A 1,081-nucleotide genomic window follows, 5' to 3' on the forward strand; every position below is an offset into this window, starting at 1 on the left:
AAATGGGCGCAAGTCTATCAATTGGTATAATTCGCTCAGATTCTTTTAATAGCTTCATAAGATAAACCAGTTGATTCTGCAATAATTTCTATAGCTATATTTTGCTCTTTCAATGCTTTGGCAACCTTCTCAATACCCTTCTCAATGCCCTTTTCAATGCCGACCTTCTCACCTTCTTCAAAGGCTGTATCAAATACATTTTTCACTTCTAAATACTGGACTAAACTCTTCTTATATTGTTCATACTGCTCCACATTTAAGTGAGATATTTCCGCTATTTCAAACCCTTTCTGAAATATTGGTTCATTTAATATCACGGGTATATGATTAAAACTTTCTAAGTTCTTCAAAAAATACAACCATTTATCAAAATGCGTTATTAATTCATTTTCTTGTTTATTGAATAACGGCATTTGTAAGAATTTAAAGTTTAACTTATCAAAGAAAATATCACCATCTTGATCTTTTAGACATACATCGCGCCTAAATTTAGATGTTGTATTTTCATCATACTCAAAATCTAAAATGGCGATAAAATAGACGGGTAGTAAAAAGAAATTCCAATCGCCTTTTTCTGATTGTTCACGAATGGGGAATGTGGAATAAAATAAGGCTCTATCTTTGAAATGCTTGATTTTTGCTTTTTGCATTTCCACGATAAACTTATCACCAGTTTTACTTTCGCAATAAATATCAAATATGGCTTTACGTTCTGCTATGGTATCAGCTAGATTTTCTGGATTTTTAAAGGTTAATTGTTGAATTTGATGATGTATTGGTAGAAGTTGGTTGAGAAAATCCATGAGTAGATCTTTACTGCCTTCTTCTCCGAACAGTTTCTTAAAACCGAAATCTGTATAAGGATTAAAGTATTTTGCGGACATAACTACTCCTTCAAGATTATTTTAATGAAATACTCGCTGAATAACTATGTATTTAGAAAACTCTGTCTAATATTTCCTGTATAGCACAAAAAATGGGCGCAAGTCTATCAATTGGCATTATTCGCTTAAATTCTTTGAATAACTTCATAAGATAAACCAGTTGATTCTGCAATAATTTCTATAGCTATATTTTGCTC

General features: G+C 31.4%; 1 protein-coding gene. It reads right to left on the bottom strand.

Annotation, left to right across the window (positions count from 1 at the left end; translation table 11 throughout):
* Window positions 1-35: 35 nt before the first annotated feature.
* Complete coding sequence (locus FJR06_RS05735) at window positions 36-884, bottom strand: Rpn family recombination-promoting nuclease/putative transposase (protein WP_168651030.1); 849 nt, start codon at window positions 882-884, stop codon at window positions 36-38.
* Window positions 885-1,081: the final 197 nt, after the last annotated feature.

It is taken from the genome of Dolichospermum sp. UHCC 0352 (genome assembly GCF_009711925.1).
Classification (GTDB): Bacteria; Cyanobacteriota; Cyanobacteriia; order Cyanobacteriales; family Nostocaceae; genus Dolichospermum; species Dolichospermum lemmermannii.